This window comes from Luteibacter sp. NPDC104163 (genome assembly GCF_055584245.1).
This window is the reverse complement of sequence record NZ_JBVJMK010000019.1, coordinates 52,529-69,862: the sequence shown is the minus strand read 5'-3', so window position 1 is coordinate 69,862 and position 17,334 is coordinate 52,529. Positions and strand designations below refer to the sequence as shown.

Here is a 17,334-nt window from a genome sequence, read left to right as displayed (position 1 = left end):
CCTGCGTCCGTGTCACCATTCGCTGCATTGATCCAAGGAGCAGCGCATGGGCGACGCCCGCCGATACCATGACCTGAGCTCACCGTTCCGCATGAAGCGGGGCGGCGAACTGCACGGCGCCCGGGTGGCTTACGAGACCTGGGGCACGCTGGATGCGGAGCGCGGTAACGCGATCCTGATCCTCACCGGCCTCTCGCCAAGCGCGCACGCCGCGAAGAACGCCGAAGACCCGACGCCGGGCTGGTGGGAAGACATGATCGGGCCGGGCCGCGCCTTCGATACCGATCGCTATTTCGTCATCTGCGTGAATTCGCTGGGCAGCGACAAGGGCTCGACCAGCCCGGCGTCGGTGAATCCGGCGACCGGCGAACCGTATCGCCTCACATTCCCCGAGCTGGCCCTGGAAGATGTCGCCAATGCGGCGCATGAAGCGGTCACCCACGCGCTGGGCATCACCCAGCTGGCCTGCCTCGTCGGCTGTTCGATGGGCGGCATGAGCGCGCTGGCCTACATGGTGTTGCACCCGGGCGCGGCGCGGACGCATATCAGCGTCGATACGGCGCCGCAGGCGCAGCCCTTCGCCATCGCGATCCGTTCGCTGCAGCGCGAGGCGATCCGCCTGGACCCGAACTGGCGCGAAGGCCATTACGGCGGCGACATCTGGCCCGACCACGGCATGAGCATCGCGCGCAAGCTGGGCGTCATCACCTATCGCTCGGCGATGGAATGGAACGGCCGCTTCGCCCGCATCCGCCTGGATGCCGACGAACGCGAAGCCAACGAACCGTTTGGCTTCGAGTTCCAGGTGGAGTCGTACCTGGAAGCCCACGCGCGGCGCTTCAACCGGCAGTTCGATCCCAATGCCTACCTCTACCTCTCGCGCGCCAGCGACTGGTTCGATATCTCTGAATACGGCGAGGGCGATGTCATGCGCGCGCTTGGCCGCATCCGCATCGAGCGCGCCATGGTGATCGGCGTGAGCACCGATATCCTGTTCCCGCTGGAGCAGCAGGAGACGATCGCCAAGGGGCTGGAGAAGGCCGGCGCGAACGTGGAGTTCGTCGCGCTGGATTCGCCCCAGGGCCACGACGCGTTCCTGGTGGATATCGAGAACTACAGCCGGGCGATCGGCGGGTTCCTGCGCTCACTCTGACGGGGATCGCGCGCAAGCGCGCTCCCACAAGGGCTATGGCACGGCAGCGCCCCGGCCGCCCTGTTATCATCGGCGGCAGCGCTCCGTCCCCACGTCCCTGTAAGAGGTTCCACCCATGATCACGGTCGAATTCCCGGGCAGCCGCAAGCTCATCGATGCGATCGACCACGCGGTGAGCCAGGCGAGCACCCCGGCGATTACCGATACCCTGCGCAAATCGCTCTGCCAGCTGATCCGCTCGCGCGAAGTCGTCCTTCCGGCCAGCGTCAACGAAGCCTTCCGCGACCATTACGGGCGCCGTGAGCTCTACCGCAGTGAGGAGCACGGCTACAGCGTGGTCGCGATGACCTGGGGTCCCGGCCAGGGCACCAAGATCCATGACCACAGCGGCATGTGGTGCGTCGAAGGCGTCTGGAACGGCGCGCTGGAAATCGTCCAGTACGAGCTGATCGAACACGACGCGACCCGCTACCACTTCCGCCCGGTCGGCTCGATCGAGGCCGGCCCGGGATCGGCAGGCAGCCTCATCCCGCCGCACGAGTACCACACCATCCGCAACCCCAGCGAAGATGCCGTGGCGGTCAGCCTGCACATCTACTCGGGCCGCATGACCCAGTGCGCCGTATTCAACCCGCAGGGCGACGACTGGTACCTGCGCGACGAGCGCCAGCTAGGGCTCGACCAGGTCCATTGATTCCCGCATAATCGCCAGCCCCATGCCGAAATGGCGGAACCGGTAGACGCGGCGGACTCAAAATCCGTTTGTAGAGATACAGTGTGGGTTCGAGTCCCACTTTCGGCACCAGGATCAGAAGGCCTCCCTAGCGGAGGCTTTTTTTATGTTTTTCACCGGACGAATGGTGTTTTTACCACCTTCACGTTTTTTGCCTAAAGTGAGTAAATTGACAGCCGATATGTGATCCACATCACATTTATGGACGGGGTGCCGGGATGTTGGCTCGGTGGATGCGGCAGCAGCAGTCGATGCGCGGGAAGCTCGCGGCCCTGGACAAGGTCCAGGCCATCATTGAATTCAGCCCGGACGGCAACGTCGTCCATGCCAACCCCCTCTTCCTCCAGACCATGGGCTACCAGCTCAGCGAGATCGTGGGCAAGCACCATAGGCAGTTCGTGGACCCCGCCGAGGCCGGTTCCACGGCGTACGCCGAGTTCTGGGCCCGCCTGCGCGCGGGCAAGGCCGATGCGGGGCTGTACCGCCGCCTGCACAAGCACGGTGGCGACGTCTGGCTGCAGTCCTCCTACAACCCCATCTTCGACGCGTTCGGCCGGGTCGCCGGCGTCGTGAAGTATGCGACAGACGTCACCGAGCGCCGCCGCACCGAGGCCGACATGGATGGCCGCCTGCAGGCGATCGACCGGGCCCAGGCCACCATCGAATTCGCGCTCGACGGCACGATCCTCGACGCCAATGCCAACTTCCTGGCCGCGATGGACTACACCCTGGAAGACATCCAGGGCCGACATCACCGCATGTTCGTCGATCCGGCGGAAGTCGCTTCGGAAAGTTACGCGCGCTTCTGGGCCGGCCTTCGCGAAGGCCGGCATGATGGCGGCCTCTATCGGCGCTTCGGCCGCGGCGGACGCATTGTCTGGATCCAGGCCACCTACAACCCGATCCTGGATGCGCAGGGCAAGCCGGTACGCATCATCAAGTACGCGACCGATATCACCGCGCAGACCATGGCCGCCCAGACTCTGCAGCGCGAGGTGGTATCGCTTTCGCATGCCGTGCTGGATAACGCACGCAAGGCCGGCCGCGCGGAAGAACTCGTCGACGGCGCGCGCGCCGCAGCCCAGCGCGGCGGCGGTGTCGTCGCCGATGTGGTCCGCACGATGGGTGCGATCCAGGACAGCACGCGTTCGGTCGAGGACATCCTCGAGATGATCGACACGATCGCGTTCCAGACCAACCTGCTCTCGCTGAATGCGGCGATCGAAGCCGCGCACGCCGGCGAGACCGGCAAGGGCTTCGCCGTGGTCGCTGACGAGGTGCGCCAGTTGGCGATGCGTAGCGGCCACGCGTCGAAACAGATCCACGCGCTGATCGGCAGCGCCCGCGACCGCGTGGACGAAGGCGCCGAACTGGTCGGCAACGCCGGCCAGGTGATGCAGGAAATCCTCGGCGCCGTGGATCACGTCACCGAGGTCACCAGCGCCATCGGCGAAAGCGCACAGGTCCAGTCGACCGGTATCGAACGCGTCAACGCGGCCGTCGCCCAGCTCGACAGCGTTTACGGCCGGGCGTGACGCACCGGTGACTCCTGAGAGGTAGCCGCCATCTACCGTAAGACGGCGAAAGCGCGATCGAACGTGTCGATGCCCATGGTTTCGACGCGCTCGCCTGGTTGTGAAAGCAATCCCTGACGCCAGGCGGCGGTCGCCGCCGATTCCGCGCCTTGCCGCCGGTCCGTAGCTTGCACAGGTACCACAATTTGGTACCATTCCATGAAGCCACGTCACCAGCGAACGCTCGCCCTCATCGCAGGACACCCGCCGTCCGGCAACATCCGGTGGAGCGATATCGAAGCGCTGTTTCTCCAACTCGGTGCACGGATGAAAGAAGCCGAAGGGTCGCGCGTCACCGTTTTCCTGTTCGGGGAGGTCCGCGTATTCCACCGCCCTCACCCGCGTCCCGATACCGATAAAGGCGCCGTGGCCTGTATTCGGAAGTGGCTCAACCACAATGGAGTGATCGCATGAATAACATCATGGTCATCGATGGCTACCGCGCTGTCGTCCAGTACGATCCCGAGATCGACATGTTCCGCGGCGAGTTCGTTGGCCTCAACGGAGGCGCCGACTTCTATGCCCCCGATGTGCATGGCCTGCGCAACGAAGGCGTCATCTCGCTGCACGTCTTCCTCGATGCCTGCCGCGAAGCCGGTATCCCGCCGGTGCGCACGTTCTCCGGGAAATTCCAGGCCAGGGTCTCGGCTGAGCTGCATCTGCGCTCGACAGAGGCGGCCGCCGCGCTCGGTATCAGCCTCAACCAGTTCGTGCAGCGGGCCATGGAACGCGAGCTCCTCGCTGTCTGAGCCCCCCGGCTCAGCGCGCGGCGGCGGGTGCCGGGTATTCCGTGGTCGTCTCGAACTCGGCGTAGGGCTGGCTGGCCTCGCGGAGGTTGCCAAGCGGCAGGCGCTCGGCCACGCCCATCAGGCGGGCCCGCAAGGCGGCGACCTCGCGGATCTTTTCGGAGGCCGCGAATGAGTACTCGTTGGTCATCTCGAAGGCGGCGACGACATTGCCTTCTTCGCTACGCATGATCCACGGGCGGCGCGCGGTGATCAGCCCGGCCCGCTGCATGGCTTCATAGATCTCCAGGAGTATGGAGATGACAAGGTCGGTACGGCCGGGAAAGGGTCTGTAGCCTACGATGATCGAAGTGGCCACGGCACGTCGCCTCCGCTGCTCAGGTAAACGTGACAAGCATCGACACGGCCCCGGTCGCCGTCAAGCGGGGCGCACTGTCAATTCGGCAAGACCTTCGCCCGGTCAGAGCTCGCGTGCAACGCGGAAACCGACGCGGGCGCTGCGGACGTCGGCCGAAGCGCCCTGGCGGTAGGCGGAGCGCACCATTTCCGGCGCGCTGCCCCACGAGCCGCCGCGGATCACGCGGCGGCCGCAACCCGGATTCACCCAGGCCTCGGCGGTGCGCGGCGCGCGGATGTAGTTATCGTGCCAGCAGTCGGCGACCCACTCCGATACGTTGCCGCCCATGTCGTAGAGGCCGAACGGGTTGGCCGAGAAGCTCATGACCGGCGCCGGCCCCCAGTAACCATCCTTGTAAGCACTGAAGGCATTGCTCCAGCGGCGACCCGAGCCGGACCGATCGTTCGCGCCGGTGAGGTTTTCCACGTGCGAGGCCGGGGCGCCGTCGCCCCACCAGTAACGCGACGTGCTGCCCGCCCGCAGTGCGTATTCGAACTCCGCTTCGCTGGGCAAGCGGTACTTCTTGCCGGTCCGTTGCGAGAGCCAGTCCGCGTAGGCCTTGGCATCGTTCCAGGAAATGTTGATGACCGGAAGGCGGTCCTGGCCGGGTTTGCCGGCGTAGTCGTCTTCCCAGGTGGCCGAGGCGTCGTCGCGCAGGCCGCCGCTCTGTTCGTCGTACACGCTGCCGCCGCCCAGGGTCTGGGATTGCGGCACGTAACCGCTCGCGCGCACGAAGTCGCGGAACTGGCCGATCGTAATCGCGCTGCGCGACAGCGCCACGCCCTTCGCGACATCGACTTCATGCGCGGGGGCTTCGTTCGCATCATGGCCGGTTTCGCCATCGGGCGAACCCATCACGAACTTGCCAGTGGGCACCACGACCATCGCGGGCGCCTGGCCCGTGGAATCCACGAAGCGGTCGGCGAAGACCTGGCCCGGCTTGTAACTGGAATACAGCTTCGCGTTGGTCACGCGCTCATTGAAATCATCGATGCCGGCAAGGTCGGGACTGATCTGCTGCGCCTTGGCCGCTAGCTGCTGCGCCAGCTCCACGTTGCCGCCATCAAGCGCCGAACGCGCCTGGGCAAGCATCGCCGCGCCGCTCTGCCTGCGCATGCCTTCGATCCGGCCGCGGGTGTCCTGCAGGGCCTGCGAGCCCGGCTCGATGGTCGCCGCCTCGGCGAGGGCGTTGTCCGCGGCGGGGAAATCGCTCTGCGCGACCGCCGCCAGCGCCTTGTCGAGCACGACGTGCTGGACCTGGCTGATGCCCTGGACAGCAACCGCGTTCTGCGGATCGAGCTGGAGCACCTGCCGATAGGTGTCCAGCGCGCTGTCGCCGCGCGGCTCGTTGGCCTTGCCCGCCTGCAGCTGGGTCGCCGCGGTCGTGAGCAGCGGGCGGACCTTGTCGAGTACCGCCAGCTGTTGCACCAGCGGCTGCGCGTCCTTCGCGCTGTTGGGCAGGGCCTTGAGGGCTGCGAGCGCGTCCCGCGCCGCGTCCGCATCACCCAGCGCAATGTCCTGCTCGATCTCGGCGACCAGCCGGGCACGGATTTCCTCCATGCCGGCCAGCGCACGCTGGCTATCCGCCTTTTCCTTCAGCGCCGCGGCGAACAACGCCGCCGCGCTGTCCTTGCCACCGACGAGGCGATCCGCCGCCAACGCCTTGTCGGCGCGATCAAGCAGCGCGGTGAGTTCAGGTGTGTCCGGCGAGGCCTGCGGCGGGAGCTGGACTTCGCTCGACTTCTCGCGGCGCCGCGCGGCGATCACCGCCGCCGGGGCCAGCACGAGCGGCGGCCCTGCATCGATTTCCGAAGCGACCGCCTGCGGCGCGGCTTGCGGGCGCTGGTCGAAGCCAATCGTCCCCGGCTGGCTTCGCGAGGGCATGCGGGCCGAGGATGTCTGGCCCGGCTCGACATGCAGCAGCTGCGGAAAGAAGTGATAGAACAAGGCGAAACCGAGGACGGCCACACCCATGGCGCCGCCTATGGCGCGCTGTCGGCGGACAGTCTCGGTGTTCGGCATGGTGGGCGGTTCCGCGTGGGCCTGCTATCGTGCGGTGCCACCTTAGGGAATCGTGCGCTGCAGGGCAACACGCGCGCACGCTCCCGTTTATTTACAAGGATGCCCCATGTCATCGAGCGAACTCGCTCCCGCCGCCCCATGGATCGAACACCGCGACGACCTGGCCGCCTGGCTGGCGCCGGTCAAAGCGGGCGACATCGTCGGACTCGATACCGAGTTCATGCGGCGCAACACGTTCTATCCGCAACTGGCGTTGCTGCAGCTCGCACATGACGGCCGCTATGCGCTCATCGATCCGCTGGCCGTCCCGCTCGGCGAAGTGCTGCGCCCGGTCTTCGCCGAGCAGCCGGTGACCACGGTGATGCATAGCGCCGGCGAGGATCTCGAGGCCATGGCGCCGTTCCTGCCCGATGGCCCGCATACGCTGTTCGATACGCAGATCGCCGCCGCCTTCGTCGGGATGGGCCTGGGCATCAGCTATCGCGCACTGGTGGCCGAGCTTGTCGGCGCCGAACTCGACAAGGGTGAAACCCGCAGCGACTGGCTGCAGAGGCCGCTCACCGAATCGCAGAAGCTGTATGCCACGCTCGACGTGGTCCACCTGCATCCGGTGCACGCGATCCTTACCGAGCGGCTCGAGGAACGTGGCCGCGGCGCATGGCACGCGGAGGACTGCGCGCGCATGAAGCGCCGTGCCAGCCAGCGCGAAGGCGATCCGCAGCCGCAGCGCGGCTTCAAGCCCGCCGCGGACTGGCCGCGTGAACGCCAGGCCCTGCTCCGCCGGATCCTGCGCTGGCGCGAGACCACCGCCCGCGCGCTCGACAAGCCGCGTTCGTGGTTGCTGGAAGACCAGCACGCGCTCGACCTGGCCGGCAAGCTGCCGGCCGACCTGGGCAAGCTCGAGGAAGTCACCCGTGGCACGCGCGCCTTGCGCGCGCCCCAGCGCGAGGAACTGTTCGCGTTGTTGCATCGCCCCGTGGAAGCCGCCGACGTGGAGGCAACCGCGGCCATCGTCGGCCACCCCGCCGGCGATGCCAAGCGCGCCATCAACGAAATGCGCAGTGCCGTCGACACCCTGGCCAGCCACCTCGACCTCCCGCCCGGCCTGCTCTGCTCCCGCCGGACCATGGAGGAATACGTGATGACCGGCGGCGAATGGCCCGAAGCCCTCGAGGGCTGGCGCAAGGAAGTCCTCCACGACCGCCTCGCGGCGCTGCTGCCCGGGTGAGCGAGGCCCGAGGGGCTTGGCGGGCGCCGGGTGCCCTGATAACATCATCCGCTCATGTGGGGCCATAGCTCAGCTGGGAGAGCGCGTCGTTCGCAATGACGAGGTCGGGAGTTCGATCCTCCCTGGCTCCACCAACGATTCAGACATCAAGCCCTGGGCCTTCGCCCGGGGCTTTTTGTATTCACGTCATCCGTGCCACTCCGCCTTGCCCCGCGCAGTTCGCAAAGGTAGTGTGCTTCGCACGTCACCAGGGTGACGGTGGGGCCAGCCCGGCCCATGCGAGGGAGCCAGCGATGTCCTGGGACATACCGTTCGCCATCAAGGTGTTCACCGCGATGTTCGCCATCATGAACCCGATCGCGAACGTGCCACTCTTCCTCTCGCTGACTGACGGCATCACGGATCGCGACCGCCTGCGTGTCGCCTGGGCCGTACTGATCGCGGTCACCATAGGCTGCGTCGTGTCGGCGGCGGCTGGCGCGGCCATCCTCTCGGTGTTTGGCGTGACGGTGAACGACTTCCGCATCGCCGGCGGCATCATGGTGTTGCTCATCGCCCTTTCGATGTTGAACGGCTCGCCGAGCACGCAGCATCACCCGACGCTGCCCGAAGCGGAAGCGCTGGCCGCCGCGGAGGATGTCGCCATCTATCCGCTGGCCATTCCCCTGCTCCTGGGCCCTGGCGCCATCGCCACGCTGATCGTGCTCGGCCAGACGGCGCGCAACGTGCACACCGAGATGTCGATGGCGCTGGGACTCGGGGCGTTCCTCGTGGTGCTGGCGATTTCGCTCCTCGGCGCCCCGTACATCGCGCGCTATCTCTCCGCCAAGGCGGTCGGCATCGCACGCCGCCTCATGGGTATGATCCTCGCCGCGATCGCCGTGCAGATGATGGTGTCGGGGTTGCGTAACGCCTTCCCCAGCCTCGGTTGAGTCTTCACCAGGCCTTTACACGCCTCTTTGGCATCCGCTTTGCTTCGATACGCCCGCTGGCTCTCTCACAAAAAATGCAACGCTGCCGGAAATGGACATCTGGCCAACGAAAATAAGGTCAAAAGGCGGCATGGGAATCTCAAACTCGACACCTCCGCGCAGCGCGCGCGTGCCACGGGGAAGGCTGTGCCTGGCGCTCGCCTTGGTTTTCTAGGGTCATGGCGCCCTCGCGGCGACCGCGCCGGGCGCCACCCGCGATGCCCTCATGGCCCAGGTCCGCGAGGAGCGGTCGCAAGGCCACCGCGTGGACGCGCTGCGTCATCTCCAGGTGATCCTGGGCCAGTGGCCCGACGACCGCGAAGCCCGCGAGATGAACGTCGTTTTGTTGACGGAGCTCGGCGCGACCAGTCGCGCCAGGGAGCTGGCGCCGGGCCTGTCGCCTGCCCCTGGCCCTGCGGACCTCGCGCGCATCGACGCCGACCACGTCGCGCATGAGATTCGCTGGGCGAACGGCGAGCCTGCCGATCCGGCCAAACCCTATGCCGAGGCGGACCGGTCCGTGGCGGACGCCCGCCGGATCGCCGACGACCCCTCGCTGCCCGCGGACCTGCGCCGCCGCGAATCGTTCGACCTGCTGGTGGCACTGGATCAGGCGGGCCTCCCTGATGAAGCCATCCTGCGCTATGAGGCGCTGAAGAAGGATGGCGTCGACGTGCCCGCCTACGCCGAACGTGGCGTGGCCGATGCGCTGCTCGTGCGCCGCCGCCCGCTGGAAGCCGCCGCGGTCTACGAAGACAGCATCCGCAAGGAACCCGGCCCCTACGCACGCACCGAGAACGAACCGCGGATCGGCCTGATGTACGCCTACGCCGAGTCCAACCAGACTGATAAGGCCTTCGCGACGATCGATGAACTCGCGGCGAAGGAGCAGCCGTGGGTGCGCATCCCCGGCATCCGCCTGCCCATCCAGAACCCGCGCAAGGTCGATGCGGACCTCAACGCCGCAGTGCTGCGCAGTTCGGTCGGCATGCCCCGCGCGGCGTATGACCAGCTTTACGCGATGACCCGCGAGGCCCCCGCCAGCGCGCAGATCCGCCGCGAGCTCGGCAACGTCGAACTCGCCCGTGGCTGGCCGCGCCGGGCGCTGGATGATTTCCACATCGCCACGACGCTCGACCGCCGCGACATCGGCGCGCTCGTCGGCGAAGCCGAGGCCTATCGCACGCTCAACGACTATGCGCAGGTCGACGACATCCTGGCCGAAGCCGAGACCCGCGCCGATCGCAACGGCCGCGTGGATCGCGCTGAACGCGCCTGGGCGCGTGAAAAGGGCTGGCAGTTCGATATCAGCACCGAACAGGGCAAGGGCTCCAGCCCCGACTACGGTGACCGCGATGGCACCACCCAGGCCACGGTGGCCAGCCCGCTGATCGATGATCACTGGCGCGTGCTGGCGTTGGGACGCTATTCGACAGCCGACCTGCCCGAGGGCGATGTCCGCCGCACTCGCTTCGGCGTGGGTATCCGTGGTTACGCGCAAGGCCTCATGGCCTATGTGCAGGCCCTTCCCGCCGCGGATCGCTATGTCGGCAAGACGGCGCTGGAGGCTGGCTTCGACTGGTCGATCACGGATCACTGGGCTGTCGCCGCCGATTACAGCACCGCAGGCGACGACACCCCCCTGCGTGCCCAGTACTACGGCATCTCGGCGAAGACGCTCGATACCGCCGTGACATGGCGCGCCAGCGAACTCACGCAGGCGCGCGTGGGCCTGTCGCGCGATAAGTTCAGCGACGGCAATACCCGCACGGGCTGGCTCGCCTCGGTGGTGCAGCGGCTGCACACCGAACCCAACCTGACAATCGATGGCGGTGTCGAACTCGGCGGCTCCATGAACACCGATACCGACCGGCCCTACTTCAATCCGCGCCGTGACAACAGCTACGCCCTCACCGGCCGGCTCGAGAACCTGCTTGGCCAGTTCTACGAGCGCAGCATCACCCAGCGTGTCGACGTCGCCGTGGGCCAGTACGCCGAGAAGGGCTACGCCACCGACTGGATGGCGACCGTCCGTTACGGCCAGGTGCTGCAGGCCCGCGAAGGCTTGCGCCTCGGCTGGGGCATCGGCTGGCACAACCAACCCTACGACGGACGTCGCGAGCACCGCTTCGTCCTCGACCTGACGCTCCACTGGGGAGAATGAAGTCCATGCGTCCGCTGTTGTCCACCCTGGCCCTGCTTGGCCTGGCCCTCCTTGCGACGGCGCCCTCCGCGCGCGCGCAGGCGGTCACGCCCGTCAGGCCGAACCTTATCGTGCTTGCCTACCACGATGTCCGCGACGATGTCGGGCTCGATGCCGACCGCGATCCGGATGCCACGAGCACCGACCACCTGGTCGCGCATTTCGAATGGCTGAAGGCGAATGGCTACCACGTCGTCAGCTTCGACCAGGTCAAGGAAGCCTCCGAAGGCGGCCGCGCGCTGCCCCCGGATGCCGTGCTGCTCACCTTCGATGACAGCCTGGAGAGCTTCTATACGCGCGTCTACCCGCTGCTCAAGGCTTACAACTTCCCCGCGTTGCAGGCCGTGGTCGGTTCCTGGATGGACCTGCCCGATGGCAAGCGCATGCCGTACAACGGCAGCGATTGCGACCGCTCGTGCTTCCTGACCTGGGACCAGGTCAGCGAGATGCAGAAATCCGGGCTTGTCGAAATCGCCTCGCACTCGTATGCCCTGCACCAGGGCACCAACGGCAACCCGCAGGGCAACCAGATGCCCGCGGCCGCGTACCTCCAGTACGACGCCGCAAAGCAGCGTTACGAAACCGAGGCCGAGTACGTCGAGCGCGTGCGCGCCGACCTGTCGAAAAGCGCGGACGAGATCGCCGCGCACACCGGCGTGCGCCCGCGTGCCATCGCATGGCCGTACGGTGCGTACTCCCGCGTCGGCAAGAACGTTGCGATCGGCCTCGGGATGACCGTTACGTTCAGCCTTGGCGACGCGGTGCCCTCGCTGGGCACGGGCGGCACGATCCCGCGGCTGCTGGTCAGCGGCAACATCACGGCCAATCGCCTCGGCTGGCTGATCCGCCACCAGACCCGCGTCGACCCCACCCGCGCCGTACAGGTCGACCTGGATTACGTGTACGACCCGGACCCCGCCCAGCAGGATCGCAACCTGTCGAAGCTGCTGGACCGGATCAAGCGCATGCATCCCAGCCAGGTGTGGCTGCAGGCGTATGCCGACCCCGATGGGGACGGCGTCGCCGATGCCGTGTACTTCGCCAATCGCCATCTCCCCGTGCGCGCGGACCTGTTCTCCCGCGTCTCGTGGCAACTGCGCACCCGCGCCGGCGTGCGCGTCTACGCGTGGATGCCCGTGCTGGCCTTCCGCTTCCCCGACGGCAAGGACCTGCCTTCGCTGGCCGGCGAACCGAAGCCCGGTGGCGATCACTTCCGCCTCGCGCCGTACGACCCGCGCGTCCGCCAGATGATCGGCGACGTGTATGAAGACCTTGCCATGCACACCGACGAGGCCGGCGTGCTGTTCTCCGATGATGCCTACGTGCGCGACACCGACCAGCTGGGGCCGTGGGCGAAGAACAGCCCCGCGCAGAACACCCAGGCGCTGATCGACTTCACCCAGGAGCTGGTGACACGGATGAAGAAGTGGCGGCCGCAACTGCTCACGGCGCGCAACCTTTATGCCCGCAACGTCCTGCAGCCGAACGCCGAGGCCTGGACGGCGCAGAGCCTGCCTGCCTTCATCAAGGCCTACGACATGACCGCGATCATGGCCATGCCGCAGCTCGACCAGCAGGCGGACCGCATCGGCTGGTACCGGAAACTCGTAGGGAAAGCGCTGGCCCAGCCGGGCGCGGAAGACCGCGTGCTGTTCGAGTTCGCCACGGTCAACTGGCGCACGAAGCAGCCGATCGACGTGCGCGATATCAATGACCGCATCCGCGCGACGCAGGCAGCGGGCGCCCGCCACATCGGCTACTACCCCGACGACTTCCTGCACAACCACCCTGACCTGGAAGCGATCCGGCCGTACATTTCAGCGTCCGACTACCCTTACCCGGAGCCCGCCCGATGAACTACGGGGTCCTGCATTTCCTGCTGGAATTCGCGTTCTATTACCCGCTGGCGATGTCGCTGGTGTGGATGAGCGGCGGGGTCATCTATTACCTGCGCTGGGAACGCAACGAGCCGATCCGGGTCAAGCCGCCGACACTCGCGGAGTACCCGATGGTGACGCTGATCGTGCCCTGCCATAACGAGGGGGAGCAGGTGCGCGAGACCATCGCCCATCTCGCCTCGCAGCAGTGGCCGAACTTCGAGATCATCGCCATCAACGACGGCTCCACCGATGACACCGGCGCGCAGCTCGACCAGCTGCTCGACCAGTACCCGAAGCTCCGGGTCATCCACATGGCGTCGAACCAGGGCAAGGCGATGGGCCTGCGTGCCGCCGCGCTCGCGTCCAACGCCGACTTCCTGGTGTGCGTCGATGGCGATGCCCTGCTCGACGACTACGCCACGCACTGGATGATCTCGCACATGCTGGATAGCCCGCGCGTCGCCGCGGTCACCGGCAACCCGCGCATCCGCAACCGCTCCACGCTCCTCGGCAAGCTGCAGGTGGGTGAGTTCTCGTCGATCATCGGCCTGATCAAGCGCGCGCAGCGCGTCTACGGGCGCATCTTCACGGTCTCCGGTGTCATCGCGTGCTTCCGCAAGAGCGCACTGCACGACGTGGGCTACTGGAGCACCGACATGGTCACGGAGGATATCGACGTGAGCTGGCGCCTGCAGATGCGCCACTGGGAGATCCGCTACGAACCCAATGCCCTGTGCTGGATTCTCATGCCCGAGACCATCCGCGGGCTGTGGAAACAGCGCCTGCGCTGGGCCCAGGGCGGATCCGAAGTGTTGCTGCGTTACACGAAGAAGCTGCTGAACTGGCGCCAGCGGCGCATGTGGCCGGTCGCGTTCGAGTACTTCACCAGCCTGCTCTGGTCCTACACCATGGGCACCATCATCGCCCTATGGGCGCTGGGGCATTTCCTGCCGCTGCCGCCGTCGCTGCGCATCGACACGCTGCTGCCGCAGTGGCACGGCGTCGTGCTTGGCATCATCTGCCTGCTGCAGTTCGGCATCAGCCTCCTCGTCGATCGACGCTACGAAACGCGGATTGGCCGCAACTACTACTGGATGATCTGGTACCCGCTGGTGTACTGGGTCCTCAACACCGCCACCTCCATCGTGGCGCTGCCCAAGGCGATCATGAAGCGCAAGGGCACGCGTGCCGTATGGGTCAGCCCGGACCGGGGACTCCGATGAAAGCCGAAGCCATTGTCATCCAGCGGCCCGAGCGCCAGAGCGGTGCGCAGAAAGCCTTGTTCGGCGTGGTGACCATCACGCTATGGGTTGCGTGGGCCTTCCTCTGGCTCCCGCTGGTCACGCTCGGCGCGTGGGCCTACGGCATCCGCGATGCGCTGACCCAGTTGCACCTCATGGATCCGATCACCGACGGCGGCGACATCTACGTCGTGCTGACCGTGGCCGTCGTCACCGCCGTGATCTTCACCAGCTGGTCGGCATACAACTACGCGCGCTTCGTGGGCAAGCAGAAGCGCCGCGGCAATTCACCGGTAGGCGTGGCCGAGACGGCAGCGAAGATCGGCGCGCACACCGACGATGCGATACGCATGCAGGGCACCCGCCGCGCGGTGGTCAGCGTGGCGGATGATGGGTTCATGACGCTGAAGGATGCTAGCTAAGGCCCTGTGGGAGCGCGCTTGCGCGCGATGGGTGCTTGCGCGAGCACCCATCGCGCGCAAGCGCGCTCCCACGGGGCTGTATCCCATTTCAGGGACTACACCGCCTTGAGCAGGAACACCCCGAAGGCCGGGTCTTCCGAAACCCACTGCTGCTCAACCGCCCAGCCCGCGCGCGCGGCCAGGGCGGCGAACGTCGCCGGCGTGAACTTGTGTGAGTTCTCGGTGTGGATCGTCTCGCCCGCTTCGAACGCGAAGCGCTGGCCCGACACGGTGACGGTCTGGGCTGAAACGCTTTCGAGGTGCATCTCGATGCGCGACTTGCCGGCGTTCCAGATCGCGCGGTGCTCGAACGCACCTACATCGAAATCGCCACCGAGCTCGCGGTTGATGCGCACCAGCACGTTGCGATTGAACGCGGCCGTGACGCCGTCGGCATCGTCATAGGCGGCCAGCAGCGTGTCGATCGCCTTCACCTGGTCCGCGCCGACAATGAAACGCGCACCGGCACCGAGCCGGCGACGCACCGCGTGCATCAGCGCCACCGCTTCATCGGCCTCGAAGTTGCCGATGGTGGAACCCGGGAAGAAGGCGACCGCCGGATGCGCGGCGAACGCCTCGGGCACGTCGATGCCGCGCGTGAAGTCGGCCACCACGGGCACGATGGGGAGCTCGGGATACGCCGCGCGTAGCCGTTCCGCGGCACCCTCCAGTGCGTCCGGGCTGATGTCCACCGGCACGTACGCGGCCAGCCCCGGCTTCGCGTCCAGCAGCAGGCGCGTCTTTTCGCTCGCACCACTACCCAGCTCGAGCAGCACCGCGCCGTCGGGGATCGCCTCGGCAAGCGCCGGCGCGATCGCCTTCAGCAACGCCATCTCGGTGCGCGTCGGGTAGTACTCGGGTGTCTCGCAGATCGCTTCGAACAGGGCCGAGCCCGCACCGTCGTAGAAGTACTTGGGTGAAAAGGTCTTGCGCGGAGCGGCCAGGCCGGCGAGCGTGTCACGCAGGAACGCCTGCCGATCGTCGTCTTCGCTGATCGCCAGGTCGCGGGCGAGGCGCAGGCCCGCGAACATCCAGCGCTGGCCCGGGCGGTAGAAGTTGCGATACGACGGCCGCGAATGGCCGGGAGGCGTGACGGACGCGCCACCGCGCAACACCATCTGCCCACTCATGAACTTGCCGTTGTATTCGCCGACGGCGTCGTCCGCGGCACGGAACCCGGGGTACGCCGTGTACGCACTCGCGGTCCATTGCCACGCGCTGTCGTAAACCTGCTCCAGGTCTGGCCGCGTGCGCACCGCATGCTCCCACTCGGCTTCGGTAGGCAGGCGCGCGCCGGTCCAGCGCGCATAGGCATCGGCCTCGTAATAGCTGACATGGACGACCGCGGCGTCGGGGTCCACCGGCGTCCAGCCACCCGGCGTCATGTGGAACCACGTCTCGCCTTCGCGCTGCCAGTACTGCGGCGCCTCCCAGCCTTCCGCCTGGCACTGCGCCCAGCCATCGGAGAGCCAAAGTTCCGCGCGGCGGTAGCCACCCAGCGCCATGAAGGCGAGCCACTGGCCGTTGGTCACAAGGCGGTCGGAGATCTGGAACGGTTCCAGCCACACCGTATGCCGCGGGCCCTCGTTGTCGAACGCGAACGGCTCATCGGCGGCACCGATGCGGACCGGGCCGCCGGCGACATGCCGGTAGCGCCCCGCCGGACCGGCGGGCATCGCCGGCCATGCCGGATCGAACGCAGGCTTCAGCGGCGACTGCGCGAACAGGTGCTGCACGTCCATCACGAGCAGTTCCTGGTGCTGTTCTTCATGGGCGAGGCCTAGCCGCAGGAGTGCTTCGCGCTCGGCATCCAGCCCCATGGCGATCAGCTCGCGCATGTGTGCGTCCACGTGGTGCCGGTACGCACGGACGCCGTCGATTCCCGGGCGGGTCACGAGGCCACGCGTGGGTCGCGGGTGACGCGGGCCCACCGTCTCGTAGTACGAGTTGAAGAGGTAGCCATACGTGGCATCGAACACCGAATAGCCCGGGAGGTTGGGTCCCAGCAGGAAGGTTTCGAAGAACCATGTCGTGTGGGCGAGGTGCCACTTGGCCGGGCTCGCATCCGGCATGGACTGCACCTGCATGTCCTCGGCGCCCAGTGCGGCGACCAGGGCCTCGGTGCGTGCACGCACGGCATCGAAGCGTTCTGCGAGGGTCAGCGCCGGCGCGGCCGCAGCATTCGTGGAGGCCGCGGCGCAACCCGCGGCCTGGTTTTCGAGGATGGCTTGCATGGGATGGGGCTCCGGCGGCTCAGTCGGGCGTGTGCTCGATCGTCACGCGGTCGGGGTAGAAAGCAAGATGGCTTGCGATGGGCGCCACCGACTCACTGGGCGTTTCATACGTCCAGATCGCGTTGATCGCCGCCTCGCTGTTGCCAGGCAGGCTGTAATAGGAGGCCTCGCCCTTGTACGGGCACCACGTGGTGTGCTCCGTGCGACGCAGCAAGGCCATGTCCGCGTCGCCACGCGGGATGTACAACACGGCGGGGTAGCTGGCCTCTTTCAGGCTCAGCGCATTACGCGTGTCGGCGATGACCTGGTCGCCAAAGCGGACCACGACGCGGCCCTTCGCCGGGCTTATCGTGATCGGATGGTCGGGGCCGGGGATCCTGACGGGACGGGAGGACATGCCACTCTCCTACGTTGCGGGCTTGCAGACAGGAGATCGTGGGACCCGCCGCCGCCCAAGCCAAGCCAACAGGCTGGAAAAGGTGAAATGTCTC

The 17,334-nt window shown here is 66.9% G+C and carries 15 protein-coding genes and 2 tRNA genes; 13 read left to right on the top strand and 4 right to left on the bottom strand.

Annotated elements, in window-relative coordinates:
- Positions 1–46: 46 nt before the first annotated feature.
- The 6 genes from metX to ACZ6YI_RS18575 all read left to right on the top strand — a co-directional run bounded on the left by metX (position 47) and on the right by ACZ6YI_RS18575 (position 4,209).
- Positions 47–1,153 carry a homoserine O-acetyltransferase MetX gene (gene metX, locus ACZ6YI_RS18600; RefSeq protein ID WP_465779954.1) on the top strand — a complete coding sequence of 369 codons (1,107 nt, stop codon included), beginning with the start codon at positions 47–49 and terminating at the stop codon, positions 1,151–1,153.
- A 115-nt stretch (positions 1,154–1,268) separates the two neighbouring features.
- Positions 1,269–1,847: a cysteine dioxygenase family protein gene (locus ACZ6YI_RS18595; protein WP_440325727.1), complete on the top strand. Its 579-nt coding sequence runs from the start codon at positions 1,269–1,271 to the stop codon at positions 1,845–1,847.
- Positions 1,848–1,871: 24 nt separating this feature from the next.
- Positions 1,872–1,958 (top strand) — tRNA-Leu (locus tag ACZ6YI_RS18590).
- A gap of 179 nt (positions 1,959–2,137) precedes the next feature.
- Positions 2,138–3,421: a methyl-accepting chemotaxis protein gene (locus ACZ6YI_RS18585; RefSeq protein ID WP_465779953.1), complete on the top strand. Its 1,284-nt coding sequence runs from the start codon at positions 2,138–2,140 to the stop codon at positions 3,419–3,421.
- A gap of 198 nt (positions 3,422–3,619) precedes the next feature.
- A complete protein-coding gene (locus tag ACZ6YI_RS18580; protein WP_465779952.1) occupies positions 3,620–3,874 on the top strand; it encodes a type II toxin-antitoxin system HicA family toxin in 255 nt (84 codons plus the stop codon).
- A complete protein-coding gene (locus ACZ6YI_RS18575) occupies positions 3,871–4,209 on the top strand; it encodes a type II toxin-antitoxin system HicB family antitoxin (protein WP_465779951.1) in 339 nt (112 codons plus the stop codon). Before ACZ6YI_RS18580 ends, ACZ6YI_RS18575 begins: the two co-directional genes overlap by 4 nt.
- Positions 4,210–4,219: 10 nt before the next feature.
- Here ACZ6YI_RS18575 and ACZ6YI_RS18570 read toward each other — a convergent pair whose 3' ends face one another.
- Both ACZ6YI_RS18570 and ACZ6YI_RS18565 read right to left on the bottom strand, forming a co-directional pair.
- Positions 4,220–4,564 carry a hypothetical protein gene (locus ACZ6YI_RS18570; RefSeq protein WP_440325739.1) on the bottom strand — a complete coding sequence of 115 codons (345 nt, stop codon included), beginning with the start codon at positions 4,562–4,564 and terminating at the stop codon, positions 4,220–4,222.
- A 102-nt stretch (positions 4,565–4,666) separates the two neighbouring features.
- On the bottom strand, positions 4,667–6,625 hold the full coding sequence (locus tag ACZ6YI_RS18565) for a formylglycine-generating enzyme family protein (protein ID WP_465779950.1): 1,959 nt from the start codon (positions 6,623–6,625) through the stop codon (positions 4,667–4,669).
- Positions 6,626–6,731: 106 nt separating this feature from the next.
- Here ACZ6YI_RS18565 and rnd point away from each other — a divergent pair, with 106 nt between their 5' ends.
- The 7 genes from rnd to pgaD all read left to right on the top strand — a co-directional run bounded on the left by rnd (position 6,732) and on the right by pgaD (position 14,570).
- Positions 6,732–7,853 (top strand): ribonuclease D, encoded by a 1,122-nt coding sequence (gene rnd, locus ACZ6YI_RS18560; protein WP_465779949.1) that lies wholly within the window; start codon positions 6,732–6,734, stop codon positions 7,851–7,853.
- A 58-nt stretch (positions 7,854–7,911) separates the two neighbouring features.
- Positions 7,912–7,987 (top strand) — tRNA-Ala (locus tag ACZ6YI_RS18555).
- Positions 7,988–8,146: 159 nt separating this feature from the next.
- Positions 8,147–8,785 (top strand): MarC family protein, encoded by a 639-nt coding sequence (locus ACZ6YI_RS18550; protein ID WP_465779948.1) that lies wholly within the window; start codon positions 8,147–8,149, stop codon positions 8,783–8,785.
- A 265-nt stretch (positions 8,786–9,050) separates the two neighbouring features.
- The gene (gene pgaA / locus ACZ6YI_RS18545; protein WP_465779947.1) at positions 9,051–10,988 is read left to right on the top strand and encodes a poly-beta-1,6 N-acetyl-D-glucosamine export porin PgaA; all 1,938 of its coding nucleotides are present in this window, start codon (positions 9,051–9,053) and stop codon (positions 10,986–10,988) included.
- 5 nt (positions 10,989–10,993) lie between these two features.
- The gene (gene pgaB / locus ACZ6YI_RS18540) at positions 10,994–12,883 is read left to right on the top strand and encodes a poly-beta-1,6-N-acetyl-D-glucosamine N-deacetylase PgaB (RefSeq protein ID WP_465779946.1); all 1,890 of its coding nucleotides are present in this window, start codon (positions 10,994–10,996) and stop codon (positions 12,881–12,883) included.
- Positions 12,880–14,130, top strand: coding sequence for a poly-beta-1,6-N-acetyl-D-glucosamine synthase (pgaC, locus tag ACZ6YI_RS18535; RefSeq protein ID WP_465779945.1), 1,251 nt, complete (start codon positions 12,880–12,882; stop codon positions 14,128–14,130). The genes pgaB and pgaC overlap by 4 nt, the downstream gene beginning before the upstream one ends.
- Positions 14,127–14,570, top strand: a complete 444-nt coding sequence (gene pgaD / locus ACZ6YI_RS18530) for a poly-beta-1,6-N-acetyl-D-glucosamine biosynthesis protein PgaD (protein ID WP_440326229.1) — start codon at positions 14,127–14,129, stop codon at positions 14,568–14,570. The genes pgaC and pgaD overlap by 4 nt, the downstream gene beginning before the upstream one ends.
- Positions 14,571–14,665: 95 nt before the next feature.
- Here the strand turns inward: pgaD and egtB are convergent, their stop codons facing one another.
- Both egtB and ACZ6YI_RS18520 read right to left on the bottom strand, forming a co-directional pair.
- A complete protein-coding gene (gene egtB / locus ACZ6YI_RS18525; protein WP_465779944.1) occupies positions 14,666–16,843 on the bottom strand; it encodes an ergothioneine biosynthesis protein EgtB in 2,178 nt (725 codons plus the stop codon).
- Positions 16,844–16,862: 19 nt separating this feature from the next.
- Positions 16,863–17,240, bottom strand: a complete 378-nt coding sequence (locus tag ACZ6YI_RS18520; protein WP_440326231.1) for a DUF427 domain-containing protein — start codon at positions 17,238–17,240, stop codon at positions 16,863–16,865.
- Positions 17,241–17,334: the final 94 nt, after the last annotated feature.

Excerpts from the sequence above, each read along its gene's own strand:
- metX (WP_465779954.1), top strand. The coding sequence starts at position 47 with ATGGGCGACGCCCGCCGATACCATGACCTGAGCTCACCGTTCCGCATG.
- ACZ6YI_RS18595 (WP_440325727.1), top strand. The coding sequence starts at position 1,269 with ATGATCACGGTCGAATTCCCGGGCAGCCGCAAGCTCATCGATGCGATC.
- ACZ6YI_RS18585 (WP_465779953.1), top strand. The coding sequence starts at position 2,138 with ATGCGCGGGAAGCTCGCGGCCCTGGACAAGGTCCAGGCCATCATTGAA.
- ACZ6YI_RS18580 (WP_465779952.1), top strand. The coding sequence starts at position 3,620 with ATGAAGCCACGTCACCAGCGAACGCTCGCCCTCATCGCAGGACACCCG.
- ACZ6YI_RS18575 (WP_465779951.1), top strand. The coding sequence starts at position 3,871 with ATGAATAACATCATGGTCATCGATGGCTACCGCGCTGTCGTCCAGTAC.
- ACZ6YI_RS18565 (WP_465779950.1), bottom strand. The coding sequence starts at position 6,625 with ATGCCGAACACCGAGACTGTCCGCCGACAGCGCGCCATAGGCGGCGCC.
- rnd (WP_465779949.1), top strand. The coding sequence starts at position 6,732 with ATGTCATCGAGCGAACTCGCTCCCGCCGCCCCATGGATCGAACACCGC.
- ACZ6YI_RS18550 (WP_465779948.1), top strand. The coding sequence starts at position 8,147 with ATGTCCTGGGACATACCGTTCGCCATCAAGGTGTTCACCGCGATGTTC.
- pgaA (WP_465779947.1), top strand. The coding sequence starts at position 9,051 with ATGGCCCAGGTCCGCGAGGAGCGGTCGCAAGGCCACCGCGTGGACGCG.
- pgaB (WP_465779946.1), top strand. The coding sequence starts at position 10,994 with ATGCGTCCGCTGTTGTCCACCCTGGCCCTGCTTGGCCTGGCCCTCCTT.
- pgaC (WP_465779945.1), top strand. The coding sequence starts at position 12,880 with ATGAACTACGGGGTCCTGCATTTCCTGCTGGAATTCGCGTTCTATTAC.
- pgaD (WP_440326229.1), top strand. The coding sequence starts at position 14,127 with ATGAAAGCCGAAGCCATTGTCATCCAGCGGCCCGAGCGCCAGAGCGGT.
- egtB (WP_465779944.1), bottom strand. The coding sequence starts at position 16,843 with ATGCAAGCCATCCTCGAAAACCAGGCCGCGGGTTGCGCCGCGGCCTCC.
- ACZ6YI_RS18520 (WP_440326231.1), bottom strand. The coding sequence starts at position 17,240 with ATGTCCTCCCGTCCCGTCAGGATCCCCGGCCCCGACCATCCGATCACG.